Here is a 21073-nt window from a genome sequence, read left to right on the forward strand (position 1 = left end):
ATACCAGAACAGGAGGGAGTATGACTCCTGCAATCAATCTCGCGAAAAAGAAAAAGGTGGCTCACACCATTCATCAATATGAACATGACCCTCGAGCTGATAGCTACGGCCTAGAGGCTGCGGAAGTGCTAGGCCAAGACCCAGCCAAAGTTTTTAAGACACTACTATTTAGCCTCAACGGTGAAGTTAAGAATTTGGCTGTAGCAATTATCCCTGTCGATCAAAAACTTAATCTAAAGTTGGCAGCCAAAGCGGCGAAAGCGAAAAAAGCGGATATGGCCGATCCAGACATTGCTCAGAAAACGACTGGCTATGTGGTGGGGGGGATCAGTCCGTTGGGGCAAAAGAAAGCTCTACCAACGTTTATTCATGTTAGTGCTGAAGAGCAAGAGACCATGTGTGTCAGTGCTGGTAAGCGCGGCTTGGAAATAGAGTTGGCTCCCCGTGATTTGGCGATGCTGACTCGTGCTCAGTTTGTTGAGTTATGTATTTAGTAAGTTGGTCGTGAGGCGAAGGTCTGCCGTTGTGACTGCAAAAATGGCCAGCAGCTCTTGTGCTGACAGGATAAAATAATCGTCCATCTAAATAAAAGGGTTGGCGCAAAACGCCAACCCTCTCAATTTTTTTAACTCTCGACTCTTGAGTCTATTTCACTTCTTCTTCCATCTGGGCGTTATCCACAACATGGTTTTCGCCAAGATCTTTTGGTAGCAATAGGTTAAGAAGAATCGCAACGATACCACATAGGCTCACACCCTGAAGGCTAAATTCGCCAACACCGAAAGCCATACCGCCAATACCAAACACTAAAGTGATGGCGACGATGACTAGGTTACGTGATTTATGTAGGTCAACATTGTTTTTGATTAGTGTATTCAAGCCGACAGTAGCAATTGAGCCAAACAGCAGAATCATGATGCCGCCCATTACTGGCATAGGGATAGTTTGTAGAACCGCGCCCAACTTACCAACCAATGCCAAAACGATCGCTGCAATTGCAGCCCAAGTCATTATCACTGGATTGAATGCTTTAGTCAGCATGACGGCGCCAGTGACTTCTGAGTAGGTTGTATTTGGTGGAGCGCCAACCATAGAGGCGGCAATCGTCGCAATACCGTCACCAGTAATTGTACGGTGTAGACCTGGTTTCTTGACGTAGTTTTTACCAGTCACATTTGAGATTGCTAGCATGTCACCCACGTGCTCTACCGCAGGGGCAATGGCAACAGGAATCATAAATAGGATAGCGTTAATGTTGAACTCAGGGAAAGTGAAGTTAGGTAGTGCGAACCAAGCTGCCTGATGAACAGGAGTAAAATCAACAATACCGTAGCCGAGACTCAAACAGTAACCTACAACGATACCGCCTAAGATAGGAGTCAGCTTTAAAAAGCCTTTAGCGAAAACGCTTAGAGCGATAGTTGTAAGGAGTGAAGCCACCGAGATAACCAGTGAAGCGTTCGCATCAATCACTTGAGCACCGTCCACTTTACCTAGTGCCATATTCACTGCTACAGGCGCTAGACCAAGGCCAATAACCATGATCACAGGACCGACAACAACGGGTGGTAAAAGCTTATGGATGATTTCAACACCACGAACTTTAATCAAAGCACCCATCGCCACATACACACAGCCAGCAGCCATTAGGCCACCCATGGTTGCTGGAACGCCCCATGCTTGAACACCGTAAAGAATAGGCGCAATAAAAGCAAAAGAAGAGGCTAAGAAAATAGGAACGCTACGGCGAGTAATCATTTGGAAAAGTAGGGTACCGACACCGGCACCGAACAGTGCGACACTTGGATCTAAGCCTGTCAGTAGTGGTACGAGAACCAGAGCACCAAACGCGACGAAGAGCATTTGAACGCCTTGAATGGCATTTTTCATGTTGTCATTCCTTTAAGTAGCGAAGCGACGAGTAATGTAAATCACTCGACAAAAATAAAATTCGCGGGATTTTAGCATTATGCCAAACGTTTGCAATCTGAACTCGATCAAATATTTTGCGAATTACTCATAGATGGCCACTATGTATTCAAACGAGAAAGTCGAGTTTGACGACGATATCCTAGACCTTTAGTTGCTCCGACCCCGATAGTTGCTTATCATCGACCTTTAACGTGTAAAAAAACTGATGTTAGGAAGTGTATGCGCCAATTAGCTTTGCTCGTTTTGGGAATGATGGCTTCACCAGCGATGGCTCTGACCAATGTTGACCTATACCGTACTGAAGTTGTTCTAGACCAAACGGTTGAGAATGCCGATGCTCAAGCTCGTGCAGAAGGTATGAAAGAGGTGATTGTAAAAGCCTCGGGTGATCGTGAAGCGATTTCCAATCCTGTCGTTCAAAAAGCACTACAGCAAAGTGCCCAATATCTAGCCCAACTGAGCTATGGTCAGGCGAATGGTGAACAAACATTGCGTATGGGCTTTAGTGCTCCGCATATTCGTTCTTTACTAAGTCAGGCTCAGTTACCGATTTGGCCAGCAGCGCGCGCGAACTTATTAGTGTGGTTGGTTGAAGAAGGGCCGGCCGATAGAAACATTATTTGGGAACACTCTAGCTCTACAGTACTTACTCAAATGCAGGCTCAAGCCGAGAAACGAGGCTTACCGCTAACGGTGCCAGTCGGTGATTTTGACGATATCACAGGTGTTGCTGTTTCAGATCTGTGGGGTGGATTCATTCAGCCAGTCGGTCAAGCCAGTCAGCGCTACCCAGTCGATGCGGTGTTGGTAGTTCGAGCTCAAGGTAACAGTGTTCGTTGGACCTTATACGATCAAAAACCTGCAAGTATTGGCGTGACGCGCCAAGCTCCGTTGTCCGGCTCAAATAACGGATCAGATGCGGCTGACAAAATGATCAACCAAATCAGTGACTACTACGCGAAGAAGAGTGCCGTGGTGGTTGCAAGTGAGTCATCACAAGCAATTAAAGTACGTTTTACAGAACTAAATGATGCGGTTGGCTTCTTCACACTAGAGAACCAGCTCAAGAAGCTTAGCTCGGTGGCGTCCATTGATATCTTGAAAATTCAGGGCAACCAAGTGACCTTCAATGTTCATCTGCTTTCGACTGAGCAAGAGTTTGAACAGGAAGTCCGCCGTCTTGGTGATCTCGTTCAACGTGAAAGCGTGACGGATATGCCGCAAGTATTGACACCACAAGCACCACCAGTGGATAGCGAATTCGGGGCAGATTCAGCGACTCAAAGTAGCGACTCTGTCGTTCAAACTGAATCCGTTGTATCGTCTGAGGCTCAAGTGACCCCAGAGCCAGAAGTGATTGCGACAGAGATGATTCTAGTCTTTGAATGGCAGGGTAAGCCTTATCAGTACGTTGCGCCTGTCCCAGAGACTGAGCCGGGCCTTGATGCTGAAGGGGATAAAACGGTCAACGACGGCAGTGCCACTGTTATTCAATAGCAGCAAGAAAGGGTCTGATTATTCAGACCCTTTTTTTATTTCTATTTGTCTGCCTCAAATCGGGCTTTTTCTTCTTTTTCGACTTTAGATAAGCGCTTCAATTTCATCCCTAGCTCTTTACCTCTTGTACGGGCATAAAGAATGTTGCCAAAGAATGCAATGGTAGTCAGGAGTAACTCGACCACCGCCAGCCAACGTTCCCCATCATCGATATAGAGAATGGTAAAACCATGCAGGAAGTAGAGCATAAGAACAAAGTTGGCCCAAGCGTGCGTGTATGGCTTACCGGCCAAAATGCCGGGGAGGGGAAGCAAGAGTGGGATTGCCCAAGCTATCGCCAATGTTGTACTGCCAATATGAGGATGGGGTGACAAAGAGAGCTGCCACAGTGCGATCCATGCCAACAGTGCGAGATTGCCAAACAAGGCCAACAGACGATACAGCTTCGTTGTGGGTTGCATCTCTTGCATATTTAGTGGTCCTTCATTTTTAAAGCGGTTTGCGCGAGGCGCTTGCCAAGTTGTTGAGAGAGTTCTATTTCATCGTCACTGAGTGCCGAGTTAGAAGTGCTCACCGACGTAGCCCCATAGGGAGTGCCACCTGACTGTGTAGAATGAAGCTTAGGCTCAGAATAGGGAATGCCTAAGATCATCATGCCGTGGTGAAGCAAAGGCAGCATCATGCTTTGCAGCGTTGTCTCCTGACCGCCATGCATGCTGGAGGAGGAAGTAAATACGCAAGCTGGTTTATCGATGAGATCCCCAGATACCCACAAAGGCGTGGTCTTATCCCAAAAGTGTTTAAGCGGAGCCGCCATATTGCCAAACCAAACTGGACTTCCCATCGCCAAACCGTCGCACTGTTTAAGCTCATTCAGGGTGATGGTTGGATCGGCGGGATCAGAGTACGAAGATTCCAGCTCATCAACGGTTCTTAGTACCGCTTCACACTGTGGGATGGATTCCACCCCACGTGCTATTTGTCGCGCAATCGCTCGTGTTGAGCCGTGGCGACTGTAATAGAGAATAACGATTTGGCAGCTCATAGAATATCGAGAACTTGCTCCGGTGGGCGGCCATGTTTCGCTTTGCCATTCGCAACCACAATTGGACGCTCAATCAGTTTCGGATTTTCGGTCATCGCTTTGAATAAGGTCTCATCGTCTGCTGACTTGAGATCAAGCTCTTTATAGATGTCTTCTTTCGTGCGCATCATGTCACGGACGTCAGTGAGTTCAAGCTGAGACATCAGTGTCTTCAGTTGGTCAACACTTGGTGGTGTTTCTAGGTAAGTGACAATCTCTGGCTGAAGACCACGCTCTTCCAACAAAGCAAGAGTCTGACGGCTTTTTGAGCAACGAGGGTTGTGATAAATCACGACTGACATAGAGTAATCTCCATTTAATTATTGTAGTGCTAAGAAACGGTCACGCTGAACCATTAGCTGGTCGATTCGAGCATCGTATCTTGCTTGTTTTAAACTGCCAAGCTCTGCGAGTTGACTAGCTTGTGTATAGTATTGGATAGCTTTGTTCCAGTTCGCTTTCAAAGCGAGAATCTCTGCGCGCGCAGCGAGATCCTCATCGCTGAACCCTAAGTGGATGCTTGCTTCAGATAATAGGTGCCAACCATTCACATCATTTGGATTGTCATGGGTATAGCGTTGCAGAACTTTTACCGCTTCAGCATTTTTGTCTTGTTTAAGCAGTGAATTCGCGTAGTTAATAGAAATCACCGCATTGTTGGGAGCGGCTTGCAACGCTTTCAACAGCATGGCTTCGGCTTTGTCGGCTTTGCCCTGAGCAATATAGAGATCTGACATCGCATCAAGGTAGAAGCGATTGTTCGGTTGCTGTTCAAACAGCTTATGAAGGATCGTACTCGCTTGATCCAGCTCCTTGTTATCAAGGTGCACTAACGCTTTGCCGTACTGAAACGCGACCTGAACACTTGGAGCGGCCTTTTTTTCTACACGATTAAACCAATCTTGTGCAGCCTTCGCATCGATACCAGCGTAGCGGGCAACAATTCGCGCACGAGCGAGGTGGTAGTCCAATGATGGATCGACTCTTGTGGCGGGATAATTTTGAGCACGAGCTCGGGTATCGGTAATACGATCTTCTGGCAGTGGGTGGGTGAGTAGCATCGGCGGTGGTTTACTCGCGTAACGATACTCTTCTGCTAGACGCCCAAAGAAACGCGGCATGGCGTTGACATCAAAGCCTGCTTTCGAAAGGGTATTGATACCAAAGCGGTCAGCTTCTTTTTCGTTGCTACGGGTATAGTTTATTTGGCCTTGAATACTACCAGCGGTTGTCGCGGTTATCGCAGCGATGCCTGCTTCTGGTGCTGCAATAGCCAGTAAAAGTGAACCGGCAAGAGCGGCCATTGTTGCAGGAGAGCGTCTTGCTTGCTCCTCCATGCTTCGTGCTAAGTGCCGCTGAGTAACGTGCGCAATCTCGTGAGCAACTACCGAGGCAAGTTCACTTTCGCTCTGAGCATGAAGAAACAACCCAGAGTGTAGCGCGACGTAACCACCAAAAAACGCGAAGGCGTTGATGTTACGATCACGAATCATAAAAAAGGTAAACGGGGTTTTCACGTCAGAGGCATTGGCGACCAAGCGATGTCCCAAACTGTCGATGTACTCGTTGAGCACGGGGTCATTAACGATCGGTTTACTGTTGCGTAGCATACGCATATAGGCGTCACCATACTGCATTTCTTGGGCAATGGTGAGCGTGCTGCTTGCGGTAGTGCCAATATCCGGAAGATCAAGGTTGTTGGCCAGTGCAGGAGCAGGAGCGATTAAAGCGGCTGCAACAGACAAGCAGGCCAATGAACGCATACGTTTAAACATATATTAAAGATGATACCCCGTTGATTTATAAATCACTAAGTGGTTTATTTTAGTCAGTTGACCATACGCTTGGACACTCGAAAAGTAAGATGGTTTCTCGGTCACGTCAGAGAACAGTGCTAAGGTTCCTACTTCGTCGTTTGGCCGCTGTGAGCTGATCATTACTATTTGCACTGACGGTTGGAAAAAAACACTATACAATATCTAACCGTAATATTAAGCATCGGGCGAGAGAATGGAACCTAATATTTTGGATTTACGCCAAGAGCGGTGCCCCATGGCGCTTTTACTTGCGAAGCGTCACACTAAAGGGCTGAATCCCGGTGACAACGTTCAAATTCTGATCAGTGATAGCAGTTCAATGAATGATATTACCCGTTTTCTTAAAAAACATTTGTTTCAATTGAATTGTGAACAAATGAATGGTTATTACTCTATGCAAGTGACTAAGGAATTGTATTGAATGTTTGAAATGGTGAGTCGTTGGTATAAACGACGTTTTTCTGATCCACATGCAGTGAGTCTTGTAGCTATTCTTCTATTTGGCTTCATTACCATTTATTTCTTTGGCAACCTTATTGCGCCTTTGCTTGTTGCGATTGTCTTGGCTTACTTACTTGAGTGGCCTGTGGTGCAAATGTCGCGTTTAGGTATTCCGAGGACACTTGCGGTGATCTTGGTGATTTTGGGTTTTACCAGCTTAATGCTCGTCGCGATTTTTGGTCTGGTTCCAACGATCTGGCAGCAGGTAGGCAACTTAATTAACGACATTCCGACCATGTATGTTGGACTACAAGGTTTCATTGCCGAAATCCCACAACGATACCCAGAGCTGGATAGCTTCCAGATTGTAGAGTCAGTGGTTACCAACGCAAAGAATCAAGTGATTGGTATGGGTGAAAGCGTTGTTAAAGGCTCTTTGGCTTCTCTCGTCAGTCTTGCGACCTTAGGGGTCTATCTTATCCTAGTGCCGCTGTTGGTTTTCTTCTTACTTAAAGATAAAGAGGAAATGATTGAGATGGCGAGTGGTGTTTTGCCGCGCAATCGCCGCTTGGCGACCAAAGTGTGGCACGAGATGAATGAGCAGATCTCAAACTACATTCGCGGTAAGGTAATGGAAATCCTAATCGTCGGCAGTGTCAGCTATATCACTTTTGCACTACTGGATCTGCGTTATTCAGTATTGCTGGCTGTAGCTGTCGGCTTCTCGGTACTTATACCTTATATCGGTGCTGCGGCAGTGACTGTGCCTGTCGCGATAGTCGGCCTTTTCCAATGGGGATTAACGCCTCAGTTCTACTGGTTACTTGTGGCATACGGCATTATTCAGGCACTAGATGGCAACGTGCTGGTTCCTGTGCTTTTTTCTGAAGCGGTCAACCTGCATCCTGTCGCGATTATCGTCGCGGTTTTAGTCTTTGGTGGACTATGGGGGTTCTGGGGGGTCTTTTTTGCCATCCCGCTGGCGACTCTGGTTAAAGCTGTATGGAATGCATTGCCAAGCCACGATGAAGAAATACCCGTATAAATAAAGATTTAGTGAAATCGGTTACATAAAAAGCCCCGAAGAAAATGTTCTCGGGGCTTTTTATTTGTGCAGTTGTTGGCATTTTCGTCTGTTGTGGAATTTACTTAATAGAGAAAATGTAGGAAATTTCTTAAGTAAACGTTAAGTCGGGCGATAACTATAATTACAACAATAACTATAAGTTTGCTATCAAATTGAGGGAACCTATGAGATTTAGCCAAAAAATCGTTGCTGCTTCGTCTGCACTGCTATTGGTCACCGTTACACTGCTGTCTATTCAACAATTACGTACTGTTAAAAATGAAGTTGAAGATCTGGTTGATACTAGCCTGACCGAAATGGTTAAAGGTGTCAGTAATACGGTGGTATCAGAAATGGAGAGTAAGAAGTCTCTTGCTCAATCCACCACCGAAGTGATCGAGCTTGATCCACAGAATCGCCAACTGGTGAAAGAGATTCTAGAAAAGCCAAATCTAAAAAGAAGTTTCCTTGCGGTAGGCTTCGGCTATGAAGCGGATGGTTTTGTCGTTGAGAATGACGATGGTTGGGAAGCCGGCCCTGACTATGACCCGCGTGTTCGCCCTTGGTTTAAGGATGCGAAAGCGCAAGGTCGTTTAGTGGTTACTGACCCTTACGTTGACGTCTCTTCCAAGAAAGTGATCATCTCTATTGGTACTCCAGTGAAAGAGAATGGTCAGTTTATGGCAGGTATGTTCTACGATATGGAGCTCAGTGGATTGGCCGACCTTGTAAACAGCATCAACCTTCTTGATGCGGGTTATCTGTTTATCGTCACAGCGGATGGCACTACTATTGCTCACCCTGATACGGCGAATAACGGCGAGAATCTAACCAAGTATTTACCACAAGCTAAAGTACAAGAAGGCACTCAGAGACTCGAACAGGACGGTGTCCAATTGATGGTACGCTTCCAGAAAGTCCCTTCAGAGACCTGGTATATCGGTGCGGTTGTGGATGAAGAGATCGCCTTTGCAGCCATTTCAGACATGCGTAACAGCTCAATTATCTATGTGGTTATCGGTGTGATCTTGAGTGTGGTTGTATTGAGCTTCTTGATCAAAGTACTGATGCGTCCATTAGCAACACTTAACGAAGCGATTAAGGATGTAGCGTCAGGACAAGGAGATCTGACTAAACGTCTAGATACCAACACCGATAAGGAATTTGCTGAACTGGCGGGAGGGTTCAACACCTTTACCGAAACCCTGCAGAAGCAGATTCAGCAATCTAAAGCGATTGGTGCTGAGATATTGCGCGGCACCGAAATGACAGTACAAGGCTCTCAACAGTCGGCTGCGGCAATGCAAAGTCAGCTCCATGAACTTGAGCAATTGGCTACCGCAATGCATGAGATGGCGGTGACGGCAACGGAAGTCGCAAACAACGCTCAAGGAGCGGCAGGTGCAGCCAAAGAAGCCGATGATGCAACCCAAGATGGTTCATCTGTTGTGAGTGCCACGACCGCATCGATCGATATGCTGTCTGCTCGTATCGACCAAGCTGTCGAAGAGGTTCAGGGATTAGAGTCTGCGACTGCGAATATCGAAACCATTCTAAAGGTTATCAACGATATTGCTGACCAAACTAACTTACTTGCTTTGAACGCAGCAATCGAAGCGGCGCGTGCTGGTGAGTCGGGTCGTGGTTTTGCCGTGGTGGCAGATGAAGTACGTACTCTAGCGCAGCGCACTCAGGAATCAACCACTGAAATTCGCAGCATGATTGAACAGCTTCAAGCAGGTGCTAGCTCGGTATCGGCGGCAATGAATGAGAGTAAAAACACTGCGATTGATGCCGTAGACAAAGCGCAAGCTGCCAACGGTGCATTGGAACGTATCCGTGAGGCCATTCAGCGTATCTCTGATATGAACATGCAGATTGCATCCGCAGCGGAAGAACAGAGCCTCGTAGCGGAAGAGATCAATACCAATACGGTTAAGATTAAAGATTTGTCTACTCAGGTTGCCGATGCAGCCGAAGAAGCCAATATGGCGATGCAGGTTCAGACTGAGAATGTACGTGAACAGGATGCGATTCTGAACAAGTTTATCGTTTAGAGTCGAACTGCAACAAAAACGCCAGCGAGTTCGCTGGCGTTTTTATTTGGATTTTGACGTTTCTCCAAGCACACACTTGTCATAAAAAATTTTGGTAATGCTATAAAAACAATCGAATTGTCATGCACTTACACTTTAGTTAGGATTGATATTTATCTAACAGATTGATCTTATCTCTCATCATAACAGCCAGTAAATCAATGTCTTGTTTTAATCCAGATACTTGGCCAAGCATGATTTTGTATTCAGTCACAATAATAGCTTGAGTTAGGTCATCCATATCTAAACACAACGCAGCGCCCTTTAACTTATAAAGAGTTCTTTCAAGTTTTGGTAAGTCACTTTTATTCTCAACCAACAACTTAATGTCGTCTTGGAAGCAAGCGATAGTAACTTCATTAAGCCTTTTTACTTCTTCATTATTACAAACTTCTAACCAATACATAAGAGGTACCTTATTGCTTTTATACACCATCAAAAATTTCTGATGACGCGAAACTCACACTATTTAAGTTATCTAGATAGTTGTCGAAACCTTCATAAAGTACCCTCTCTATTGTATTGTTTTTTTCGTTAATAATTTCTTTTGTTAATGAAACACTTTCTTCTTTAAACGCTAAAAAATTCACTGCAACCAAAGAGGTTATAATGGCTACGATTAATAAAATTAATGTTGTTAATACTTGAAATTTGAACTTATCCATTTTCCCTGGCTTCTTCTGTTTATATATGATCTAGCCCAGATACGATATGTAAAAATCATCACTGGCTAAATTGGTTTTACTACCAAGTTTAATTATTTGATGCGTTCCTTTTGGTGCGATTTTCTATCGTTCATCATTGATTTTAAATCTTGCATTTTGAGATTTAAAATCTCTATGTTGGTGTATATTTCTTCCATAATCGATTCTAGCACCTGTTCTCTACTCAAGTCTGATGCCACTAAGCTATTAACCCATTCCTGAGTCTCGATTAGATTTTTTCTATTCTTACTATTCTTACTATTCATGCACTCTCCCATGATTTAAAAGTATCAATAGCAGTTGTAGTTCTAAGCCATATGATGTCCTGAATATAACAAGCTTCTTTCCATGATGCGTGTAGGAGTATGTGTGTTCATTTGTAGGGTTAATCTTGTTTTGTTTGTTATCTAGTTTTTTTGGTTAAATCGATGGAACGAAATCAAGAAGCTACAATCCAAACGGCATCCCCTCATCAATCGCCGCAGTCTCATGCCTAAACCTCGTTACAAAACAACTAACTGGAAGCAGTACATAAAGCCTTAATCCCCAGCGGTTTGTGGACCTTTTTTTGTTGATGAGGAAAAACATTCTCTTTATCGGATACTGCAATGCATCGCGTAAAACAGCGCCTACCATGTCTTCTAATCGAATTATGTAATGACAAAGCCTAGATTCATCGAAAGTTATTTGTCGAAAACCAACGAATAGAGATTTTTAGGACAGTTGCCTTCTTTGATAAGTGACTAAAGAATATTCTTACATAATTTACCCAAAACATCTGACATACGGAATAAATAAAAATAATTACTATGGCGGCCTAACATTATCGTTAGTAACAAATTGCTCAAGAGGCTTCTATGAATAAAAAAATTAATTCTCTATTGTTTGTCACATTACTATCTGCATCCCATCTTACGTATGCCAACCAAGGACAAATCACTTTAATGGGTAGTGTTACCACACAAACTTGTGAACTGTTTGTCGCTGGCGCTGATGCATCAGGCAACGTGGTAGAACTAGGTGTGGTTCCAGTGAACGGAGTAGGCTCTGAAGTCTCGTTTGAACTAAAGCCAGATCCTACTAGCTCATGTGCTTCATTAACAGGCGCTAACATGCTTGGAGCAGACGTTACTTGGGGTGGCTCTGCTCTTAGTGGGGAAGGTATAAGAAATGAAAACGGTAGCGCGGTAGGCTCAGTCGTAGAGCTGACGGCAAAACCAGCAGCGGGCTCTACAGTGATTAACTCCCTGAATCCGACTGTCGCATTTGCTGCAAGTGAAGCAACGGGGGCTGCTGCATCAATGGCTTTCTCGGCCAAACTGAAAGCAGGAGCTACGGCTGGTACGTACGCTAGTACTATATCGTACACAGTGGCATATAAGTAAATAATATAGGTGCAGCGAGCTTGAGAAAACTCCTCGAGCTCGCTGATTTGGAGGCAAGCTTTGTTGATTCGGCTTCTAACGATACTTATATTATTTAACATAAGTATGACACACGCAAATGAATATCGAGAAAACACTTCATATTTTGATTTGTCCCAAATAGAAAATGAATTATTCAAGCAATACTTATCGAATGATTTTGAGCTATTTCAGGGCGATAACATCCTCGATGTCTATGTCAATGGTGAATATATAGGTAGTCATAGTTTTATTGTAAGAGATTTTGAAATAAGCAAAAAATCAATTTGCTTTGATTTAAAATGGTTAGAGTCAAATAGAGCTCTACGCGGGATTAACTATCAGGAATATTATGTTCAATATTACAATGAGAAATACGACTGTTATTATCTAGCGCTAGAAACACACACGCAATTGCAAATAGATGCACATCATGCGCAAATTAAATTAAATATACCACAAGCCTACTTTAAGAAAGATGAAGAAATAACTGACTATGATTTTGGCATTAACGCTGTCAGGATGTCATATCATGGATCTATTTATGACGGTTTCAAAGGTGATCTAGATTACTTTGGCGATGCTGATTTTACAATTAACTATAATAAATGGGTCGCTAGCCTTAAAGTGTCAATGGATAAGAACTCGATGTATTTTTCTTCGGCTAGTGCATACCAAGCAATTCCAAGTATACAATCATATTTGTCAATCGGACAATTACAGTCTACAAGTGAAATGAATAACTCATTTAGTTTCCTTGGTTTGGACCTGTCGAGCTCAGAAAGCATGAAAAATTCTAGTTGGGTCGGTTACTCCCCAATTATTTCAGGTAATTTAGATAGTTCTTCAGTAATTAAAGTTTTCCAAAATGGAGTTTTACTACTTCAAGATAAATATCCATCTGGTCCTTATGTTATCACGAATCTTAGACCTGTATCTACCGGTGATATTGAGGTCGTAATATATGATGAGCAAGGGGGAAGACGTACAGAATTATATCCTGTAACCATTATACCTGAGCTAATGAGACCAAATTCAAGTGATTATAGTATTTCGCTAGGCTACAAACAGAGCTCACTAAGTTTGGAAAATATTAATGTTAAAGATGAACCATTATTTTTAAGTGCTGGATATTATCAAGGTAGCGACTACATCACTTGGGGAAGTGAAATTTTATTGAGTGACGGATACTTATCGGGTGGACTCTCTTTTTCTTCACAATTCGGTAGCGTAGGAGCAGTTTCTACATTTATAAATCACTCAATTTATGTTGATGAAAATAAAAATAAAAAGAGAGGGAACTCTTTTAATATAAAATATTCTAGATCGCTGGGTGACGTAACAAATCTTCAATTGTTGAGTTACTACTACAAAGATGAGGACTACCTGAGCTTTTCTGATTATGGCTATATATTGAATAAGTATGACAAGCCAAAATCGCGTTATGAGGGGAGAGTATCTTCAAGAATACTTGAATCAAATATTTCGGCATCGCTATGGAACGAGAGTTATTGGGGCCAAGAGTACAATAAACAAGGGGTCACAATTTCAAGTTCGATGAAAATTTACGACGTTCAAACATCGGTCAATGCAAGTTATTACGAAGATAATATTGGTGACTCATTCCTCCTGACAGTAAATTTAGGACTAACAAATGATAACGGAAACCAGATGTATAATTTATCCTCGTCATTTAGTGAAGATAGAATAAGTCGAACCGTTTCTGCATCCTTTGTCGACGGTGATAGGAACTCTACAAATCTATCCTACTTTGATAATGAATATACAAAGCGATTTTCAATGCGACATCAAGCACGAAATAATATATCGAATTATTCGCTATCCACCTATTATGAGGACCATGGAAATGGTGAATCAGATTATCATTTTAGTGGTTCTGTAAGAGGGAACGTATACTGGACCGAGAAAACTGGGGTAGGACTATCATCAACGAATCAAGAAACCTTGGCTGTCATCGAAGTTGAGGATCTGCCAAACGTACGTATCAAAAGAACGATTACAAATAAAAACGGCATTGCACTTGTCTCATTACAACCATATGCCACAAATAGAATTGACCTCGATTATCGAAATATAGAGACTGACGTAGATCTATCAGATAGTTCATTTGAATCTAAACCTGTAAGAGGTGCGGTAGTATATAAAAAATCAAGTGTTACACCTGTCTATAACTACTACATTAATATAGTTGGAGAGAATGGTATTTTAAAAAATGGAGCCAAAGCAATAGATAGTAAAGGCAAGCAAATTGGATATGGTAATGGGAACCTCATCATTATTACAGCCAAGGAGCTCAATCAAGTAGTATATATTGAGGGGGCTTTAGGTGAGAATTGCAAGATCGACATGACACAGTTGAAGGTAAACATAGATAAAATTCAAAATGCGAGGTGCATAAATTGATGCGTATATCATTATTTTTTATAATTTCCACAATCTCTATGTATAGTCAAGCTGCTTTTGTATTAGATAGTACTAGGTATATTTTCGATGAAAGTGACAAGTTGTTGAGGTTAAATATTATCAATAAATCCGAACAAAGAACCGCTGGCGTGGTTAGCATAAATAGTGATATTAAAAGTGATGGACAAGATAGTCCAGTAATTGTTGCTTCTCCTCCAGTATTTAAAATAGATAGTGGAAAGGCACAAGCTGTCAGATTGAAAATTTTAAACAAAGAAAGTTTAGCTAAGGATATAGAGAGCTTATTTTGGATTGAAGCGCAAGAAATTCCTATTATTCAGAACTATTCAGCTAACTCGCTGGTGATAAGTATGAATACGAAGGTAAAGTTATTTTATAGACCGTCATCCATCTCTAAGAATAGGTACTTGGCAGAGCAATTAATTTATTTTATCAATAATAAAAACTCTATAACACTATACAACCCTACACCTTTTCATTTTGCTCTTACAAAGATGACAATTCATGACAGTAATAAAGACATACTGGCTCCGGATAGTGTTGTAAGTGACCTCGCTGTCTTTCCACCGTTTAGCGAAGTTACTTGGTCACAAGAAGGTGTTACGTCGATAGATTCATTGACTATTAACGCAATAGATGACTGGGGTGCGACCAAGAGCTACACGATAACAGGAAGACGATAAAATGATTCGATTGATTACTCTTGCATTCTTGATAGTTATATCTTTACCTAGCTACGCTACTTGTGGGGCAAATGCAGATGATACAATTCATAAGATTATATGGATCGCAGATGAATATCTAAACTATGAGGCTGATATTTCAACTTTCAATAGCATACCTATTGGAACTGAACTAATGACAACTCGATTAAAAGCATCTCAGACGAGTGATCCTAGCAAGTTTTTATTAACTTGTAATACTAGAGATAATTTTTATGCTTCAGCCCTTGGGCATCCATATTCACTTTATCCCATAAGATTTGATGGTAGTGTTGTATATAAAATAAACGATTATCTGGCAGTAAAAACACGAGTGGACTTTAAAACTTACCGATTTGGAAGAATTAACTTGGTGACTTGTAATGTCACGCCAGGAGGCGCTTTATGTGCAAGGGATGTTTCAGCAATTCATCCTGTAGCTTTAGTTACTACACTGATAAAAACTGCCCATACTCCCCAAACTTTCACCAAAGTGATACCAAACAAAGATATTTTCAAATTAAGTGTTAGTAGTGGCAGTCTTAGAACTAGTTCAAGCAGACGGTGGCCCGGAGGCACTATTAAGATATATAACTCTATTGAAACGCCAAGGCTATCGTTTAATAATGAAAATATTATTCTTTCTGGTACCACTACTGATAGCAACCCTAAGACTAAAGAAATCAACTTTTTCAATATATTTAACCCAAATATAGTTGATATCGATAGCTCTAGGTATTCTATTTCTTTCACGGCTGACAATACTCTCTCTACTACCATAGGTAGGTTAGGTGATGCATTTTACGCCATTAAGCATACTTCCGCTAATGTAGATGTGCCGCTAGATGGAACTGAATTTCCACCGGAATTGGTTCCTTCAATCCCCGCAAATAGTGAAGAGAATATTCCGTTACTAATTACTACAAATTTCTTTGGTACACAACCAGGTATTAAGCGGTCAACGATTGTTGTGACTTTAACAGTGAAGTAAACTAACATGAATAAGCTATTCCACACTACTTTATCGTTGATGATATATATGATGTTATCGTCAGCATATGCAAGCGATGGTTATATTGGCGTAAAGTTTAATAAATTTGTTCCGAAAGATGATGACTTGGCATTAGTCTCGAATTCTGGATTCTCTTATGGGCTGCTTTATGGTTCCAGAATATATGACCGTGTGGATATCAATCTGACTTTAAGTAAGCTACCTTCAGTGGCCGTAGATAATATATATGATATTGGTGCAGCATTTAAGTTTGATATGTTTGATATTAGGGAAAACCTCACTGCTTACACATCGTTGGGGATAGGCCATGCTTCCCCTAACAATAGATTTGACTCTTTTTACCCTAAATTAACCTTAGGCCTTACGTATTTCTTTGACAGCAATTCCAGAATTTCTTTTGGTTATCAATACGATCAACCTAGAGAGGATGGACATACGATGGACTACCTCTCATCTTTTATTGAATTCAGTTATAATTTGAACTCTAAACAAAGGGAAAGTAATGAGATAATTAAAGAGTCAAAAACCATCGCCTTCGAAGGAAATGACCACCAGTACGAAAGTTATGTGAAGGAAAATGTTTTTTCCGAGCAAACGGGTTATGTGTTATTTCCTAAAAATTCATCATATTACAGTGCTGAAGAAAACAGCAAGGTAATAAAATTTTTAAACAGTGTTGATAGAAGTAAGATACTTAATATAGTTGTGACTGGGCATACCGATTCTAATGGAGATGACTCTTACAATTTACTTATGAGCAAAAAAAGAGCGTACCGTGTTGCAGATTTAATTGTGAATCTAGGCTTAGAGGATGAATTGACTAGTGTCAACTTTGAAGGAGAGAAAAATCCTCTGGTTGAAAACGATACTGAGGAAGGTATGGCCACTAATCGCCGTGTTGAAATCAAAATTATTTACTCAAATGATTAGTAGAAAAATATGCGTTATTGCTCAAGAAAGCTAGAATATTAAAAATGCAACATATTGCTAGCCGTTAACTTTCGACGATTATATCTAATCCTATAAACTTATTTATAGCTTTGACAATCGCCATGATTCCGTTCATCTGAGCATAATAATATTTCAAGGCCAGTTTTTCGCTAGTTAGTCATTTATTTAAGGGCATTGCAGTCTCATGCCGACCACAGTCGTTCACTGTATGAAACCGTGTTAGCAAATAACGAAGTACTTTAAGCCTCGGTTACGTTAGATAAGCTCAGCAAGGCCCTTTTTCAAATTAAAGTGTCAGATCTAGTCGGAACTAATGCACATTAGCGTCTGTCTTGCCACAAAGCTATTTTGACTTCTGGTTTAGGTAATCTAGTACCACTTCATGGTGATCTTTGGTTTTGAATTTTTGGAATACATGTTCGAGGTTACCAGCTTCATCAATTAGGAAACTGGTTCTAACAACTCCCATATTTTCACGGCCCATAAACTTCTTAAGTTGCCAAACACCGTACTTTTCACAAACAGCGTGTTCTTCATCGGCTAGCAACGTGAAGTTCAGCTCTTGCTTATTGATAAAGTTGGTTAGCTTTTTTGGGGCGTCAGGGCTGACGCCAAGAACTACAACATTGTGATCATCCAGTTCAGCTTTATTGTCACGTAATCCCTGAGCCTGAACGGTGCAGCCTGGTGTTGAAGCGCGTGGGTAGAAGTAGAGCAGTACTTTTTTTCCTTGAAGCTCAGATAGTGTCACTGGGTTATTGTCCTGATCATTCAGGGTAAAATCTGGTGCTGTTTGTCCAGTTTCAATTGCCATCGGTTTTTCCTTACTTTCTAATATATTATATCCGCCGTAGAGTGAACCCCTACGCCGTGTTTTGAGCCTTTATTTTGTTAGTGTGCGTCCATCACATCAAAGCCGAACGTTCATGACACGCCTTATTGACTATTTTTTATGAAATTAAGTGAGCCTTGTACCTCTAGGTCACGGCAAAGCGTGTCGAACTCTTCTTGTAATTGCATCAGGTTACACTCGGACCCAACGGTAGCCGTGATGGCAATGTGAAATTGATCTGACGCCGCATCGATTTTGGCTTTATCTATGGTCTGAGCACTGAGCGAGGATAAACCGATCTCTTTTTGAGCAAAAAAGTGAGTAAATTTTTCCGTCAGTCCAGGCTTATCAGCCGATTCTACAAACACTTCAAGTGTGTAGGCGTTTTCTAGATAAGCGTGAGTAGATGTACGTTTCATTATCGTGATCAGATCATGCTCTTGACCAAGCAGGGGAAGGGTCGTTTCTACCCGAGTGATGGCAGCATTGTTACCTGAAAGTAACATAATGAGAGTAAATTCATTGCCGAATAGGGCGATACGACTGTCAACAATATTGCATCCAGACTGAGTGACTAGGTGTACAACTTGGTTGCAGACACCCGGGCGATCTGTTCCTACCGCAGTAATCACTAGATGTTGAGTCATAGGTTCACTTTTATCAAAGTTGTTTTTATTAATGAGAGAGCTTAGCACAGAAGCGAGTGAGAAAAATGCGCCAGACAACGCTTTTTGTTACCGAATTGAGTCTGCTTTAATCGGATCGACAACGAGCACCGAATTCTTCACTTAGTACTGACACGGTAGAAAATAGAAGGAGTATGTTGGCAGAGTTCTAACATCCAATAAATATTCATTCATTTAGGTGATTTAAGCGCATCTAAGTGCTTGTCTTTATCAATCGCCTTACAGTACCATGCGATAAGTATCTAAATTAGGGAGAAAGACATGTTTTCAGGAAGTATTGTAGCGTTAATTACACCGTTTAATCATGATGGCGAAGTAGATTACGTGAGCCTGAAGAAGCTGGTGGAGTACCATATTGCAGCGGGCAGCGATGGCATCGTAGCAGTCGGTACGACCGGTGAATCGGCAACGCTGACTATTGAAGAGCATGTCAAGGTCGTGACGAAGTCGGTCGAATTTGCTGACGGGCGAATCCCTATTATTGCTGGAACGGGTGCAAATGCAACGCACGAGTCTGTCACATTCAGCCGTCTACTAAACAACTCAGGGATTGCAGGTTGTTTAAGTGTTACGCCTTACTACAACAAACCAACGCAAGAAGGTTTGTACCAGCACTACAAAGCCATCGCAGAAGAGAGCGATGTACCACAAATTTTGTACAACGTACCAGGCCGCACTGCGGTAGACTTACTGCCAGAAACAGTGGCGCGTTTGTCTGAAATCGAAAATATTGTTGCACTTAAAGATGCGACAGGCGATTTAAGCAGAATTGCAATTCACCGTGAACTTTGTGGCGAAGATTTTATCTTACTAAGTGGTGACGACCTAACAGGTTTGGAATTCGTTAAACAGGGCGGCAATGGTGTTATCTCGGTAACCAATAACATTGCAGCCGCAGACATGGCGAAAATGTTCAAACTGGCTCGTGAAGGTAAGTACGAAGAAGCGGAAATTATTAACCAACGCTTGATGCCTTTACATAAAAACCTGTTTATCGAGTCGAACCCAATTCCAGTCAAGTGGGCAGCGCATAAACTAGGCCTGATTGAACATGGTAGTTTGCGTCTGCCACTGACAGAGCTATCTGAAAGTGCTCGCCCGACTGTGGCTCAAGCAATGACGGAAGCTTGCATTTGCTAAATTTGAATATGGATGGCCGGAGCAATGCTTCGGCTTACAAGTATCAGGAGTTTCAATGAAATTGTCTCACCAGCTAGTCGTCAGTTCACTAGCTGTTTTTGTTTTAAGTGCATGTTCAGGCAGTGCGACACAACGTCGTCAGGCTAAGGATGACTTTGAATACTTAAATACGGCACCGATGCAAGAGTGGAAGTTGGCTGAAGGGGCAACTCCGCAGTTTTACACTAACTATCAAATTCCTCAGGGGGAGTTTTCTGGTGGTGTGGGTAAAGAGGTTGATATTCGTCCTCCTCAGCAGGTATTAGAATTGATTCCGGGTGCAAGAGCTGAACGTAGGCGCGGTGAAACGACACTTTGGCTACTCCGTGAAGATGAAGTTGAGAAAGTTTGGCAAACCGCAGAGAAGATGCTGCAAGAGCGAAACATAGCGATTCGCGAACAGACTTCAACACGTATAGAGACGGATTGGGTAAGCTGGATGTCTGAAGACGAGGACGTTGAGCTTGGCGCACGTTACCAAATTGAGCGCGTCGTTGCTGATGGCCGTCATGGCTTTCGTATTTCTCTAATTGATTGGCGTGAAGCAGGTAAAAAGCTACCTGTTACTGCTACTAACAAAGAACGTTACAACGCGCTGATGACTAACTTAGTCACGGCTCGTTATGACCTAGACTTACGTGAAGAAGCAGCTCGTAAAGCAGAACAGTTAGTGAAGCAGATCCCGATCACAATGGGTTCAGACCGCAGTGGCTTCCCTGTTATTATTGCTCGAACTCAATACAACGTACTGTGGAACCGTCTACCGACTCTTCTGCCGACTATGGGCTTTACTCTTGAAGAGCGTAACCAATCTCAAGGTACGGTCAAAGCGAAGTATGCGGCACCTGATGATAAGTTCTGGAACGATATTGGTGTCAAACCAATTGGTCTAAACTCTGGGACTTACACCTTCCTATTTGGTGATCTTGGTAACCGTACTTCAATTAACGTGACCGATTCATCTGGTAAGCCAGTCGAAGCAAAACTGCTTGAAGATATGGTGCCAGTGTTGGCTGCGGTTGTTGAAAAACAAGCGCGGTAATACCGATTGTTCCCAATAAAAAAGCTGACCTAAGGTCTAATGCTTGTCAGTTAAGAAGCATTTAACACCTTTTTGAAGGCCTAGTCGCGTAGCGACTGGGCCTTCTTTTTACCACTCTTGGGTAGCTCCTATCTCGCCTTTCTGGCAGCGTAAAACTCTCAGCCATATCGAGTATGTAGTTCATT

22 protein-coding genes are annotated in these 21073 nt (G+C 42.5%); 12 read left to right on the plus strand and 10 right to left on the minus strand.

What is annotated here, in order from left to right; all coding sequences use genetic code 11:
* The first annotated feature begins 20 nt into the window (after window positions 1-20).
* The gene (gene ybaK, locus QTN95_RS15785) at window positions 21-494 is read left to right on the plus strand and encodes a Cys-tRNA(Pro) deacylase (protein ID WP_331418108.1); all 474 of its coding nucleotides are present in this window, start codon (window positions 21-23) and stop codon (window positions 492-494) included.
* 151 nt (window positions 495-645) lie between these two features.
* Here the strand turns inward: ybaK and QTN95_RS15790 are convergent, their stop codons facing one another.
* A complete protein-coding gene (locus QTN95_RS15790) occupies window positions 646-1890 on the minus strand; it encodes a uracil-xanthine permease family protein (protein WP_269376214.1) in 1245 nt (414 codons plus the stop codon).
* Window positions 1891-2151: 261 nt separating this feature from the next.
* Between QTN95_RS15790 and QTN95_RS15795 the strand changes: the two genes are divergently transcribed.
* The gene (locus QTN95_RS15795; protein WP_331418109.1) at window positions 2152-3429 is read left to right on the plus strand and encodes a DUF2066 domain-containing protein; all 1278 of its coding nucleotides are present in this window, start codon (window positions 2152-2154) and stop codon (window positions 3427-3429) included.
* A gap of 41 nt (window positions 3430-3470) precedes the next feature.
* On the opposite strand, the gene QTN95_RS15800 is transcribed toward QTN95_RS15795, so the two are convergent.
* Genes QTN95_RS15800 through QTN95_RS15815 form a run of 4 tightly spaced genes read right to left on the minus strand, consistent with a single transcriptional unit; the run spans window position 3471 to window position 6288 of the window.
* The gene (locus QTN95_RS15800; RefSeq protein ID WP_269376212.1) at window positions 3471-3899 is read right to left on the minus strand and encodes a DUF2069 domain-containing protein; all 429 of its coding nucleotides are present in this window, start codon (window positions 3897-3899) and stop codon (window positions 3471-3473) included.
* Window positions 3900-3901: 2 nt separating this feature from the next.
* A complete protein-coding gene (gene wrbA, locus QTN95_RS15805) occupies window positions 3902-4474 on the minus strand; it encodes an NAD(P)H:quinone oxidoreductase (protein WP_138973087.1) in 573 nt (190 codons plus the stop codon).
* A complete protein-coding gene (arsC, locus tag QTN95_RS15810; RefSeq protein WP_331418110.1) occupies window positions 4471-4815 on the minus strand; it encodes an arsenate reductase (glutaredoxin) in 345 nt (114 codons plus the stop codon). Before arsC ends, wrbA begins: the two co-directional genes overlap by 4 nt.
* 18 nt (window positions 4816-4833) lie before the next feature.
* Window positions 4834-6288 (minus strand): beta-barrel assembly-enhancing protease, encoded by a 1455-nt coding sequence (locus tag QTN95_RS15815; protein ID WP_331418111.1) that lies wholly within the window; start codon window positions 6286-6288, stop codon window positions 4834-4836.
* A gap of 235 nt (window positions 6289-6523) precedes the next feature.
* Here QTN95_RS15815 and QTN95_RS15820 point away from each other — a divergent pair, with 235 nt between their 5' ends.
* The 3 genes from QTN95_RS15820 to QTN95_RS15830 all read left to right on the plus strand — a co-directional run bounded on the left by QTN95_RS15820 (window position 6524) and on the right by QTN95_RS15830 (window position 9894).
* Window positions 6524-6751: a sulfurtransferase TusA family protein gene (locus QTN95_RS15820; protein ID WP_138973084.1), complete on the plus strand. Its 228-nt coding sequence runs from the start codon at window positions 6524-6526 to the stop codon at window positions 6749-6751.
* The gene (locus tag QTN95_RS15825) at window positions 6752-7816 is read left to right on the plus strand and encodes an AI-2E family transporter (RefSeq protein WP_138973083.1); all 1065 of its coding nucleotides are present in this window, start codon (window positions 6752-6754) and stop codon (window positions 7814-7816) included.
* 206 nt (window positions 7817-8022) lie between these two features.
* On the plus strand, window positions 8023-9894 hold the full coding sequence (locus tag QTN95_RS15830) for a methyl-accepting chemotaxis protein (RefSeq protein WP_331418112.1): 1872 nt from the start codon (window positions 8023-8025) through the stop codon (window positions 9892-9894).
* Between the two features lie 139 nt (window positions 9895-10033).
* On the opposite strand, the gene QTN95_RS15835 is transcribed toward QTN95_RS15830, so the two are convergent.
* From QTN95_RS15835 to QTN95_RS15845, 3 genes are all read right to left on the minus strand, one after another.
* A complete protein-coding gene (locus QTN95_RS15835; RefSeq protein ID WP_138973081.1) occupies window positions 10034-10339 on the minus strand; it encodes a hypothetical protein in 306 nt (101 codons plus the stop codon).
* 19 nt (window positions 10340-10358) lie between these two features.
* Window positions 10359-10598, minus strand: coding sequence for a hypothetical protein (locus QTN95_RS15840; RefSeq protein ID WP_331418114.1), 240 nt, complete (start codon window positions 10596-10598; stop codon window positions 10359-10361).
* A gap of 92 nt (window positions 10599-10690) precedes the next feature.
* Complete coding sequence (locus QTN95_RS15845; RefSeq protein WP_331418115.1) at window positions 10691-10903, minus strand: hypothetical protein; 213 nt, start codon at window positions 10901-10903, stop codon at window positions 10691-10693.
* 591 nt (window positions 10904-11494) lie between these two features.
* On the opposite strand from QTN95_RS15845, the gene QTN95_RS15850 reads away from it, so the two are divergent.
* The 5 genes from QTN95_RS15850 to QTN95_RS15870 all read left to right on the plus strand — a co-directional run bounded on the left by QTN95_RS15850 (window position 11495) and on the right by QTN95_RS15870 (window position 17128).
* Window positions 11495-12022, plus strand: coding sequence for a hypothetical protein (locus QTN95_RS15850; RefSeq protein ID WP_331418116.1), 528 nt, complete (start codon window positions 11495-11497; stop codon window positions 12020-12022).
* 105 nt (window positions 12023-12127) lie between these two features.
* Window positions 12128-14464, plus strand: coding sequence for a fimbria/pilus outer membrane usher protein (locus tag QTN95_RS15855; RefSeq protein WP_331418117.1), 2337 nt, complete (start codon window positions 12128-12130; stop codon window positions 14462-14464).
* Complete coding sequence (locus tag QTN95_RS15860; RefSeq protein WP_331418118.1) at window positions 14464-15168, plus strand: fimbria/pilus periplasmic chaperone; 705 nt, start codon at window positions 14464-14466, stop codon at window positions 15166-15168. The genes QTN95_RS15855 and QTN95_RS15860 overlap by 1 nt, the downstream gene beginning before the upstream one ends.
* A gap of 1 nt (window position 15169) precedes the next feature.
* A complete protein-coding gene (locus QTN95_RS15865; RefSeq protein WP_331418119.1) occupies window positions 15170-16177 on the plus strand; it encodes a hypothetical protein in 1008 nt (335 codons plus the stop codon).
* 6 nt (window positions 16178-16183) lie between these two features.
* Entirely contained in the window at window positions 16184-17128 is a 945-nt protein-coding gene (locus QTN95_RS15870) for an OmpA family protein (RefSeq protein ID WP_331418120.1), read from the plus strand.
* A gap of 364 nt (window positions 17129-17492) precedes the next feature.
* Here QTN95_RS15870 and bcp read toward each other — a convergent pair whose 3' ends face one another.
* Together bcp and QTN95_RS15880 are read right to left on the minus strand one after the other, a co-directional pair.
* Entirely contained in the window at window positions 17493-17963 is a 471-nt protein-coding gene (gene bcp, locus QTN95_RS15875) for a thioredoxin-dependent thiol peroxidase (RefSeq protein WP_138972070.1), read from the minus strand.
* 122 nt (window positions 17964-18085) lie between these two features.
* Window positions 18086-18628 carry a glycine cleavage system protein R gene (locus QTN95_RS15880; protein WP_138972071.1) on the minus strand — a complete coding sequence of 181 codons (543 nt, stop codon included), beginning with the start codon at window positions 18626-18628 and terminating at the stop codon, window positions 18086-18088.
* Between the two features lie 300 nt (window positions 18629-18928).
* Between QTN95_RS15880 and dapA the strand changes: the two genes are divergently transcribed.
* Together dapA and bamC are read left to right on the plus strand one after the other, a co-directional pair.
* Window positions 18929-19807 (plus strand): 4-hydroxy-tetrahydrodipicolinate synthase, encoded by an 879-nt coding sequence (gene dapA / locus QTN95_RS15885; protein WP_331418122.1) that lies wholly within the window; start codon window positions 18929-18931, stop codon window positions 19805-19807.
* Between the two features lie 55 nt (window positions 19808-19862).
* The gene (bamC, locus tag QTN95_RS15890) at window positions 19863-20888 is read left to right on the plus strand and encodes an outer membrane protein assembly factor BamC (RefSeq protein WP_331418123.1); all 1026 of its coding nucleotides are present in this window, start codon (window positions 19863-19865) and stop codon (window positions 20886-20888) included.
* The last annotated feature ends 185 nt before the right edge of the window (window positions 20889-21073 follow it).

The organism is Vibrio sp. M260112, assembly GCF_036533775.1.
Lineage (GTDB): Bacteria > Pseudomonadota > Gammaproteobacteria > Enterobacterales > Vibrionaceae > Vibrio.

Coding starts and splice junctions, on each gene's coding strand:
- QTN95_RS15795 (WP_331418109.1), top strand. CDS start 2,152: ATGCGCCAATTAGCTTTGCTCGTTTTGGGAATGATGGCTTCACCAGCG.
- QTN95_RS15840 (WP_331418114.1), bottom strand. CDS start 10,598: ATGGATAAGTTCAAATTTCAAGTATTAACAACATTAATTTTATTAATC.
- QTN95_RS15850 (WP_331418116.1), top strand. CDS start 11,495: ATGAATAAAAAAATTAATTCTCTATTGTTTGTCACATTACTATCTGCA.
- QTN95_RS15825 (WP_138973083.1), top strand. CDS start 6,752: ATGTTTGAAATGGTGAGTCGTTGGTATAAACGACGTTTTTCTGATCCA.
- QTN95_RS15845 (WP_331418115.1), bottom strand. CDS start 10,903: ATGAATAGTAAGAATAGTAAGAATAGAAAAAATCTAATCGAGACTCAG.
- ybaK (WP_331418108.1), top strand. CDS start 21: ATGACTCCTGCAATCAATCTCGCGAAAAAGAAAAAGGTGGCTCACACC.
- QTN95_RS15800 (WP_269376212.1), bottom strand. CDS start 3,899: ATGCAAGAGATGCAACCCACAACGAAGCTGTATCGTCTGTTGGCCTTG.
- QTN95_RS15830 (WP_331418112.1), top strand. CDS start 8,023: ATGAGATTTAGCCAAAAAATCGTTGCTGCTTCGTCTGCACTGCTATTG.
- QTN95_RS15880 (WP_138972071.1), bottom strand. CDS start 18,628: ATGACTCAACATCTAGTGATTACTGCGGTAGGAACAGATCGCCCGGGT.
- QTN95_RS15855 (WP_331418117.1), top strand. CDS start 12,128: ATGACACACGCAAATGAATATCGAGAAAACACTTCATATTTTGATTTG.
- arsC (WP_331418110.1), bottom strand. CDS start 4,815: ATGTCAGTCGTGATTTATCACAACCCTCGTTGCTCAAAAAGCCGTCAG.
- QTN95_RS15835 (WP_138973081.1), bottom strand. CDS start 10,339: ATGTATTGGTTAGAAGTTTGTAATAATGAAGAAGTAAAAAGGCTTAAT.
- QTN95_RS15815 (WP_331418111.1), bottom strand. CDS start 6,288: ATGTTTAAACGTATGCGTTCATTGGCCTGCTTGTCTGTTGCAGCCGCT.
- QTN95_RS15790 (WP_269376214.1), bottom strand. CDS start 1,890: ATGAAAAATGCCATTCAAGGCGTTCAAATGCTCTTCGTCGCGTTTGGT.
- QTN95_RS15860 (WP_331418118.1), top strand. CDS start 14,464: ATGCGTATATCATTATTTTTTATAATTTCCACAATCTCTATGTATAGT.
- QTN95_RS15870 (WP_331418120.1), top strand. CDS start 16,184: ATGAATAAGCTATTCCACACTACTTTATCGTTGATGATATATATGATG.
- bamC (WP_331418123.1), top strand. CDS start 19,863: ATGAAATTGTCTCACCAGCTAGTCGTCAGTTCACTAGCTGTTTTTGTT.
- QTN95_RS15820 (WP_138973084.1), top strand. CDS start 6,524: ATGGAACCTAATATTTTGGATTTACGCCAAGAGCGGTGCCCCATGGCG.
- dapA (WP_331418122.1), top strand. CDS start 18,929: ATGTTTTCAGGAAGTATTGTAGCGTTAATTACACCGTTTAATCATGAT.
- wrbA (WP_138973087.1), bottom strand. CDS start 4,474: ATGAGCTGCCAAATCGTTATTCTCTATTACAGTCGCCACGGCTCAACA.
- QTN95_RS15865 (WP_331418119.1), top strand. CDS start 15,170: ATGATTCGATTGATTACTCTTGCATTCTTGATAGTTATATCTTTACCT.
- bcp (WP_138972070.1), bottom strand. CDS start 17,963: ATGGCAATTGAAACTGGACAAACAGCACCAGATTTTACCCTGAATGAT.